At 37.2% G+C, this 9,332-nt stretch carries 9 protein-coding genes; 5 read left to right on the top strand and 4 right to left on the bottom strand.

Annotated features, from left to right (window positions below; translation table 11 throughout):
• Positions 1-14 precede the first annotated feature (14 nt).
• From A5883_RS12305 to tnpA, 4 genes are all read right to left on the bottom strand, one after another.
• Positions 15-323 (bottom strand): hypothetical protein, encoded by a 309-nt coding sequence (locus A5883_RS12305; protein ID WP_086338686.1) that lies wholly within the window; start codon positions 321-323, stop codon positions 15-17.
• Between the two features lie 589 nt (positions 324-912).
• Positions 913-1,479, bottom strand: coding sequence for a YtxH domain-containing protein (locus A5883_RS12300; RefSeq protein ID WP_086338687.1), 567 nt, complete (start codon positions 1,477-1,479; stop codon positions 913-915).
• Positions 1,480-1,483: 4 nt separating this feature from the next.
• Complete coding sequence (locus A5883_RS12295) at positions 1,484-1,648, bottom strand: hypothetical protein (protein ID WP_254907850.1); 165 nt, start codon at positions 1,646-1,648, stop codon at positions 1,484-1,486.
• 118 nt (positions 1,649-1,766) lie between these two features.
• A complete protein-coding gene (tnpA, locus tag A5883_RS12290) occupies positions 1,767-2,234 on the bottom strand; it encodes an IS200/IS605 family transposase (protein WP_086338688.1) in 468 nt (155 codons plus the stop codon).
• 206 nt (positions 2,235-2,440) lie between these two features.
• On the opposite strand from tnpA, the gene A5883_RS12285 reads away from it, so the two are divergent.
• The 5 genes from A5883_RS12285 to A5883_RS12265 all read left to right on the top strand — a co-directional run bounded on the left by A5883_RS12285 (position 2,441) and on the right by A5883_RS12265 (position 9,297).
• Positions 2,441-2,812: a TnpV protein gene (locus tag A5883_RS12285; RefSeq protein WP_086338689.1), complete on the top strand. Its 372-nt coding sequence runs from the start codon at positions 2,441-2,443 to the stop codon at positions 2,810-2,812.
• A 451-nt stretch (positions 2,813-3,263) separates the two neighbouring features.
• Positions 3,264-3,476 (top strand): helix-turn-helix domain-containing protein, encoded by a 213-nt coding sequence (locus A5883_RS12280; protein WP_086338690.1) that lies wholly within the window; start codon positions 3,264-3,266, stop codon positions 3,474-3,476.
• Positions 3,477-3,585: 109 nt separating this feature from the next.
• On the top strand, positions 3,586-6,342 hold the full coding sequence (locus A5883_RS12275) for a type I restriction endonuclease subunit R (protein WP_086338691.1): 2,757 nt from the start codon (positions 3,586-3,588) through the stop codon (positions 6,340-6,342).
• Positions 6,343-6,346: 4 nt separating this feature from the next.
• Positions 6,347-7,771, top strand: a complete 1,425-nt coding sequence (locus tag A5883_RS12270; RefSeq protein ID WP_086338692.1) for a type I restriction-modification system subunit M — start codon at positions 6,347-6,349, stop codon at positions 7,769-7,771.
• Positions 7,768-9,297, top strand: a complete 1,530-nt coding sequence (locus A5883_RS12265) for a restriction endonuclease subunit S (RefSeq protein ID WP_086338696.1) — start codon at positions 7,768-7,770, stop codon at positions 9,295-9,297. Before A5883_RS12270 ends, A5883_RS12265 begins: the two co-directional genes overlap by 4 nt.
• Positions 9,298-9,332: the final 35 nt, after the last annotated feature.

Here is a 9,332-nt window from a genome sequence, read left to right as displayed (position 1 = left end):
CAATAAATGTTTCTCTACAAAAAATGCTCTAAATAATCTTTTAGAGTTTTTTGGTTGCTATTCATTTTTTTGCTCTCTAATAGCCCTATAAACGTAACCACAAACATGAGGACAAACGTCAAAAGAAAATCATAAAACGCTTCTGGAAAAGAAGCCCCTAAAAATACCAGATTGATAACAAAATAGCCTAGCGGAAGAATGAGAGAAATTGCTGCACACGAAAGTATAAAAACAAGCACTTTTTTATTATTTTTTATCCCACATTTTCCTATACTAAAAAAAATCTGCGCTGGAATGCCTCTAGGTACCATTTTCACTATCATTTTTTGTCCCCATCTTTAGAAACAAAATCTTCTTTATTCTCCAATACTTATAGAAACCAAATCCAAGATTTTCTTTTATTCATTCTTTAATAATCCTCTATTATTATTTACTATATCTTGAGATTACAGCAACAACAGGCGTTGCGCACGCAACACTTTTAAAATGAGTCTATTTCTTGAAAGATTTTCTTAAGCAAACCGATTTTTCTGCATAAAAAAGGCTTCACGAACTCGCTCAGCTTTTGAGCACCAGGTAGGTACTGTTCCACATCAGCTCTGCAAGTAGTCGCTGTGTGTCTCAGCAATAAGACCAAAATATTTCTAAATTGCCAAGAAACACAGTGATCGAAGAGAACTGATGTTGATTGGTACCTACCTGGTGCTTCTCAAATTTAGAAATATTTTTGCTTATTGCCGAAATGTTAGTTCTGCTTAACGGAGTTTAGCAGTAACTGTATGCGTAGCTTGCGTAGAAAAGCTAGTTCGTGAAGTCGGACATGAATACACCTGCTGTAAAGCGATTTATTCATGAGAAACTTTTATACTTTCCGCATAAAAAAATAGCCCTCAAAGCTGAGGACTAGATTTTTTATTCTGGATTATTTTTTTCGACTTCTTCTTTTAATTCTTCTTTGACTTCCTCGAAAGCCGGTTTTTCTTCATTTACTTCTTTGGCTTTATCTGCTAACTCATCGGCGCCTTTAGTAACGGTTTCCTTCGCCGCTTCTTTTGTCTCCTTAGCATCAATCACGATATCCTCTGAAACATCTTCTGCAACATCTTTGGCATCGCCGGCTGCTTTGCGGAAACGATCAGATAGATCAGAGCTTTGGCGTTTTAAATCTTCTAACGTATCAGAAGTAATATCGTCCATGTCATCCATCGAATCACTTACTTTACTCTTCACGTTTGAAGCTAAGTCATTGGCTTGATCGCCCAAATCAGAAGCACGTTCTTTTACAATCGATCCCACTTCACTGGTTTTTGAAACAAAATCATCGGTATAATCTGAAGCTAAGTCTAACCATTCATCTGTCTTCTTCGCTAAATCTTCACGCATTTCCTTACCCGATTTTGGTGCTAATAGCAATGCTACTACAGCTGCTGCCGTTCCACCAATTAAGGCTCCTGCAAAAAATCTTCCACGTCTAGTCATGTTGTTATCCCTCCGTTTTCGTTGTTGTCTTACGATCTCTAAAGAATCTCATCGTTGTCGCGCCAACTTTTCCTGAGACACTCGCCTTTGCCGCATTCTTTCCGACACCGCCAACTTTTCCAGCCAGATTTCGACTCGTCGTATTTAAATCAGAAACACTCTGACTCAAGTAACACATCCACCCGTGAGAACGGGTGGCTTTTTAACACCTCTAGAAGAGGTCACTACTCGCCTACTCCATAAATGGAGCTTTCTAAAAGACCACCAACCGCTCTTCGCTCGCTACTTTATTTCTTTTTCTTCATTTTGAATGGATCAACGTATTCTCGTTTACTTATACTATCTCGGATTCGATCATCTGATTCTTGCTCTCGTATATATTTTTTAATTGTTTTCTGGTTCAGACCGACTGTGCTCACGTAATACCCCTTTGACCAGAAACTTTTATTTCCATATTTATAGACTAAGTTTCCATGCTGCTCATGGATAAGCGTCGCACTTCTTCCTTTCAAGTAGCCCATGAACTGCGAGATACTTATTTTTGGTGGTACTTTTACCAACATGTGAATATGATCTGGCATTGCGTGTGCTTCGATTATTTCTACCTCTTTCATCTCACAAAGCTTCCTCAATATTCTTCCAATATCTTTTCTTAATTCCCCATAGATTACTTTTCTTCTATATTTTGGGGTGAAGACTATGTGATACTTACAATTCCATCTAGTATGTGATAAACTTTTGTCGTCTTTAGACATAGAAAAACTCCTTTCGATAAAATAAGCGGTTGGTAGCCACTTATTAGTATATCGAAAGGAGTTTTTATCGCTAAAGCTATTCCATCCACGCGTAGAAGCGCGCGGTTTTCTTGTTTCGTACGCTCCGCGAACGAAACTGACTAAAGTCATTAATAAAAATCCTTCTGTAAAATGATAGAACAATCAAATTACAGGAGGATTTTTCTATGAAAACTATATTTGAGCAGCAATGTGTTGAGTTTTATCAAGCGGGAGATTATATGCTTCCTAATGTGGAATTGGATGAACAGAAAGAATATGAAATCGGCATATGGGGACAGCGATACCGCAGACATTTGAAAGAAAATCATCGCATAATTTACTACAACTATTTGACTAAAGGCACGCTCAACCAGTACATTGCAGAAGTTGATACACGAGCTGAAGAAATGTTTCAGCAGCTTGTAAAATCACTTGCCGAGAAAGAAAATATCACGGAACGCCTGAAAGATGACGATATGATGTTATGGGTTCAAAAGATGAATAACATCCGTAATCGAGCAACCGAAATCGTTAATACGGAAGTGATATTTGTATGAGAAAGTATCATATTTATCTCACATCGGAAGAACGAAAACTGATAATCGAAAGTCTTATTTCAGAGAAAAACGCTCTTATCTCGGCGGGCAAATATACGGACTGCGTTGATGATGTTCTGCTCAAAATTTTGCAAGCCAAGAAGAAAAAAATCAAAGTAATTTATACATAGCATAACGAAAAGGCACAGCCTTCGGAGTAAAAGAATCCGTTGGTGGTGCCTTGTTTTGTACGAACCCAAATTTGTTTGTTTAATCTTAGCGAGCAGACCATTTTGATAGCCAAAACGGTAGTCATTAGGGACACCCTAAAACCTTTAACAAAAACACATAAATCGCTGTTTGCTGTATCGCAACTACTAAATAAAATAATGGTATTGCTCGATTATCATTGAAATTTTTAGATTTTGTTATATACTTGTGTAGTAATTATTAAATCTTTAAGAGGTAGATTATGACTGTGAGTTATAAAAAATTGTGGAAGTTATTAATTGACCACGATATGAAGAAGAAAGACCTTGCTAAAGCTGCTGGCATTAGCAATTACACAATTACAAAAATGAGCAAAGGCGAAAATGTGACGGTAGATATTTTAGGTAAAATTTGTTTAGCGTTAAATTGTAATATAGATGACATTATGGAATTCCTTCCTGATGACACAAAATAAAGTTTAGCTTAAAATCAGTAAAGCCTACATAGAGTTTGTAGAAAATCATATTTAACTTCCGATAATTTTAGTTATCAGGAAGCAAGACTTTTACAGGAGGATAACAGATATGTTACCTGAAGAAAAAGCAAGAATAAAAATAGACAAGCAATTAACTGATGCAGGATGGGATATTGTCGCTCGTGACGAGTATATTCCCTTTAATGCTTCTGCGGTTAAAGAAGCCTTAATGCAAGGAAATAAGGAAAGTGACTATCTTCTTTTTGTTGATGATAAAGCGATTGCCGTTGTCGAAGCCAAAGCTGAGGATAATTCTCTCGGCGATATTGTTGCACAACAAGCTGAATGGTATTCTAAAAATCCGCAAGGTTGGGTTGGTTTGTGGTTTCCAAATCAGATTCCCTTTGTATATCTCGCAAATGGTAATAAGATTTATTTTAAAAATATGCTTGAAGCGGACAGCGAATATATAGAGCTTTCGGAGATGCGCTCACCGAAAAAAATGCTAAAAATGCTTGGTAAAAAATCTGAATATGGTGCGTTACCGAGAATTGAGAAAAAAGGACTTCGTGACTGCCAGTATGATGCTGAAGTAAAACTTGAAGCATCGTTGAAAGCCGGCAGGAAAAAGGCTCTTGCAATTCTTGCAACGGGTTCAGGTAAAACATATCTTGCTTGTCTTGCGTCCTACCGTCTGTTGAACTATACGCTTACCAAGCGTGTACTTTTCCTTGTTGACAGAAATAATCTTGCTCGACAGACAGAAACAGAATTTAGTTTGTTCGACCGCACCGAAAAACAAAAGCCGATGAACGAACTTTATCAAATTAATCGCCTTATAAAACCCGAAAATATTCAGGGCGATATCATTATATCTACAATACAAAAATTATTTGCGGTGCTTACGGGACAGACTATAACGGAAGATGACGAAGATAAAGAAGACGAAAAATTGGGCTTGAAGGATGTTACTAAAAACGAGCCTGATATCGTTCTTGGCGAAGATTTGAAATTACCTCCGGATTACTTCCAGTTTATCATTGTTGATGAATGTCATCGTTCAATTTACGGCAAATGGAAAGCAGTTCTTGATTACTTTAAGGACGCAAAAGTTCTTGGCTTAACTGCAACACCTACTCCCGAAGCATATGCGTATTTTAATAAAAATATTGTTGAAGAATATACATACGAAGATTCCGTTGTTGACGGTGTTAATGTTCCTGCACGAGTTTACAGAATAATTACCGACGCAACAGTTCACGGCGGCACAATCAATCAAGGCGAAACAGTTACAGATGTTAATCGTTCCGGTGAAATCGTTGATGAATACAAGGCACAGCAACGCATTGACTATGCGCCAAACCAGCTTGACCGCTCTGTTATCAATCCTAATCAGATAGAGTCCGTCTTGAAATCCTATATGGAATCAATTTATACTGACTTATATCCGGAAAGAGAAGAAAATTGGAACTATATCCCTAAAACACTTATCTTTGCCAAGGATAATAATCACGCAACAAAAATCGTTGAGATTGCAAAAAAGGTGTTTGCCGAAAAATTCACAAGCGAAAAAGTGCCGGACAACTTTGTACAAAAAATCACTTATTCAGCAGGAGATTCCAATGCCCTTATTCGTGATTTGAGAACGGAAAAGGATTTTAGAATAGCTGTTACGGTTACACTTGTTGCAACCGGTACGGATGTAAAGCCTTTAGAAGTTGTGCTTTTTATGAACGATGTGAAATCTGATGTTTTATATACTCAGATGAAAGGCAGAGGCTGTAGAACACTTAACGAGGATAAATTAAGAGAAGTTACGCCGAATGCAGATAATAAAAATTGCTTCTACATTGTCGATGCTGTGGGCGTAACAGAATCTGATAAGCATATTCCGCAACCGGGCAAAGGCGGAAAAGGAGGGAATCCAAAGCCTTTGCGTTTAGACCAGCTTTTGGAAAGACTATCACACGGCGAGGTTTCTGATGAAAATCTCGCTCTGCTTCGTGATTATTGTGCAACAATACAAAAACGATATGAGGACCACCCTCTTTTCGAAAGACATTTAAATATGTTTATTTCCGATTATGGTTTTTCACCAAGAGGATTAGCAAATAATATCAATCAAGCACTTTCGCAGAACTTACTATCTCCTTTTGAGAATATTTCGGATGAAAATTCTGCTCGTAAAAACTTGATTTTCTGTTTGATGAGTAATTTATCAGCACGAAAGAAACTTCTTGAAATGCTCCGGGGTTATTACGCTGTAACTCCCGAAAAAGAGGATGAGGTAATTTATAAAGGTTTCTCCAAAGAAACGGCAAAAAGCTTTATTGCTAACTTTGAGCAATATTTGAATGATAATGCAGATAAGATTGAAGCTCTCCGAATTATCTATAATTCCGAAGATACTGTAATTACATATTCAATGCTTACAGAGTTGCAGGACAAATTGATTGCCGAAAACGGACAATTTACGCCCTATTACATTTGGAAAAACTATAAAATTCTCGATAATGACGGCAATGTTGAAGAATTGGATACAAAGCAAAACATCAGGGCTTTAACACATCTTATTCAGCTTGTTCGCTATGCATATAAGAAAAGCAATAAACTTGTAAGTCTTATTAAGGGCTATTCCCAAAGATTTAACCTTTATTGCGGACAGGCTCAGCGTGAACTTACAGATGACCAAAAAGAAATTATGAAACAGATAGCTGATTACATTATTGAGGAAGGCGCAATCAGCATAAAAGAATTGAATGCTTTTGATACAGACCTATGGCGTAAAGGAATAAAAAACTTTGGCGCACCTGTTCTATCGGAAGAAATTATTACACTTGCAAAATTTATTTTAAAGGCGGCATAATACTATGGCAGATATTCAAAAAAGCGAAGCAACACTGGTAAAAAAAGTATGGGACATTGCAAATGTTCTTGCGGCTGCCGGTGTTGGATTTACAGACTATATCACTCAACTTACATATATTCTTTTTCTCAAAATGGATGTGGAAAAGGAAGAATTAGGTCTTGGCAGCTCTATCCCCGATGGATATAAGTGGAAAGATATTGTTGAACTTAATGGGGATGACCTTATTGACAAGTATGAGGAAGTATTGAAAGAGCTTTCAAAAGATGATGGGCTTATTGGCACTATCTTTACGAAAGCATCTAATAAAATCAATAGTCCTGTTCATCTTGCAAAAGTGTTCCAAATGGTTGGAAATGAAAACTGGTATATGATGGAGGGCGATTTCAAGGGTGCAATTTATGAATCAATCCTTGAAAAGAATGGTCAGGATAAAAAAAGCGGTGCCGGACAATACTTTACACCCCGTGCGCTTATCAAAGCAATGGTTGATGTAATTGACCCTAAAATCACCGAAACGGTTGCTGACCCGGCTTGCGGAACCGGTGGATTCCTTCTTGCTGCTTTTGACCATATGAAACCCCAAAGTAAGGATTTGTCAAAGCAGAATTTTCTAAAAAACAATGCTTTGTTTGGTGCAGATAATACAGCGCTTGTTGTTACCCTTGCATCAATGAATTTATATTTACACGATATTGGAACAGAAAAGAGTCCAATCGTTTGTCAGGATTCATTGCTGGATACATCGGACAGAATGTTTGATGTAATTCTTGCAAACCCACCTTTCGGCACAAGACCGCAAGGCAGCGTAGCAGTTGACAGTGCAAGACCGGAATTTATAAAAACATCGGATAATCAGGTTAACTTCTTGCAGCATATAATGTCCATCGTTAAAACCGGTGGTCGTGTTGCTGTAGTTCTTACTGACAATGTTCTTACTGACGGAAATGCTACGGCAAAGGTTCGTGAAAAATTATTATCTGGCTTTAATCTGCACACCATTCTCAGATTGCCGACAGGTATTTTTTACGCTGGTGGTGTTAAGACAAACGTGCTTTTCTTTGAAAAGGGCGAAAAAACAAAAGACATTTGGGTTTATGATTACAGAACAGGTATAAAACACACAATGGCAACAAAGCCTATGACTCGTGCAGACCTTGATGATTTTGTGAATTGCTATTGTTCGGGTCACTTGGAAGATAGAAAAGAAACTTATTCTGAAGAAAACCCCAATGGTAGATGGAGAAAAATCAACGAAGAAGAAGTTTACTCCCGTGACCAATTAAAACTCGATTTCAAATGGATAGATTTAACCGAAAAAGATGACCGCACAATTACGGAGCTTCTTTCTGAAATGCAGGAAAAAGCAACTGCAATCGGTGATGCCGTATCAAAACTCCAAGAAATTCTCGGAGGAATTGACTTATGATTGATACAAAAGCGTTAAGAGAAAAAGTGCTTGACCTTGCCATTCGTGGTAAACTCGTGCCTCAAGACCCGAATGATGAGCCGGCAACCGTTTTACTTGAAAGAATTCGTGAGCAAAAAAAGCAAATGGTCAAGGAAGGAAAGCTAAAAGCAAAGGATATAAAAAATGATACAATCATCTTTAAGGGTGATGATAATTTACATTATGAGCAGTTTACAGACGGAACAGTGAAATGTATCGAGGATGAGCTACCGTTTGACTTGCCAGAGGGGTGGGCGTGGTGTAGATTAAGAAATCTTTTTCTTGTAGGTTCGGCAAAAAGAGTATTGCAGTCAGAATGGAAAAGTAAGGGCATACCTTTTTATAGGGCAAGAGAAATTGTAAAATTAGCAAACGACGGTTATGTCAATAACGACTTGTTTATTTCTGAAGAACATTATAGAAATTTAAAGGAAACATACGGTGTCCCAGCAGCAGGCGACTTAATGGTGACTGGTGTTGGAACGATAGGTAAAGTGTATGTAGTGAAAGAAAGAGATACCTTTTATTACAAAGATGCAAGTGTCTTATGTTTTGAAAACAAATACTCTGGTATCGTTTCAGAGTATGCAAAACTTATGATAGACTCTCCTTTGCTTCAATCACAAATACACACAAAAACATATGGAAATACTGTAGACACAATCACTATTACAACAGCAAACGAGTATCTATGTGCATTGCCTCCTGTAGCTGAGCAACAAAGAATAGTAGACTCCGTCAATAATACTATATCACTAATTGCTTCACTTGAAAGCAATTATCAAGATATATCTGCAATGACGATAATATTGAAATCTAAAGTCCTTGACCTTGCAATACAAGGCAAACTTGTGCCACAAGACCCGAATGATGAGCCTGCTTCCGTACTTCTTGAACGCATAAGGGCAGAAAAAGAAGAACTCATCAAAGCAGGCAAAATCAAGCGTGATAAAAAGGAATCCATCATCTTCAAAGGTGATGATAACTCTTATTATCAAGATTTGCCGGAAATGTGGGAATTGGTTAATTTTAAAGATTGTGCAACCTTAATTTCTGGACGAGATTTAAACAAGAATGAATATAACGCAGAGAGTATAGGAATTCCGTATATAACTGGTGCGAGCAATTTTATAAATGGAAACATACTAATCAATCGCTGGACGACAGTTCCAAAAACTATTTCAGAAGTAAATGATATACTTATAACTTGCAAAGGAACTGTTGGAGAACTTGCTATAAATAAATATGGCAATATTCATATAGCTCGTCAAATAATGGCAATTAGAGTATACAAAAATATAAATCTTGAATACATAAAACTCTTTTTGGAGTCAATAGTTATGGAAATTAAAAAGACTGCAAATGGGTTAATACCTGGAATTTCAAGAGATGATATGTTAAGTCTTAATATTCCACTTCCGCCTCTTGCAGAACAAAAACGAATTGTAGACGAAATTAAAAAAATATTTGCTACACTTGATGATATTGCAACCCAAGTAGCATAAATAAAGAACCGCTCTCGTGTGAGGGCGGTTCTGAT

It is taken from the genome of Enterococcus sp. 5B3_DIV0040, assembly GCF_002140755.1.
GTDB lineage: Bacteria > Bacillota > Bacilli > Lactobacillales > Enterococcaceae > Enterococcus_D > Enterococcus_D casseliflavus.
The sequence above is the reverse complement of the archived record's forward strand: the minus strand, read 5'-3'. Positions and strand labels throughout refer to the sequence as shown.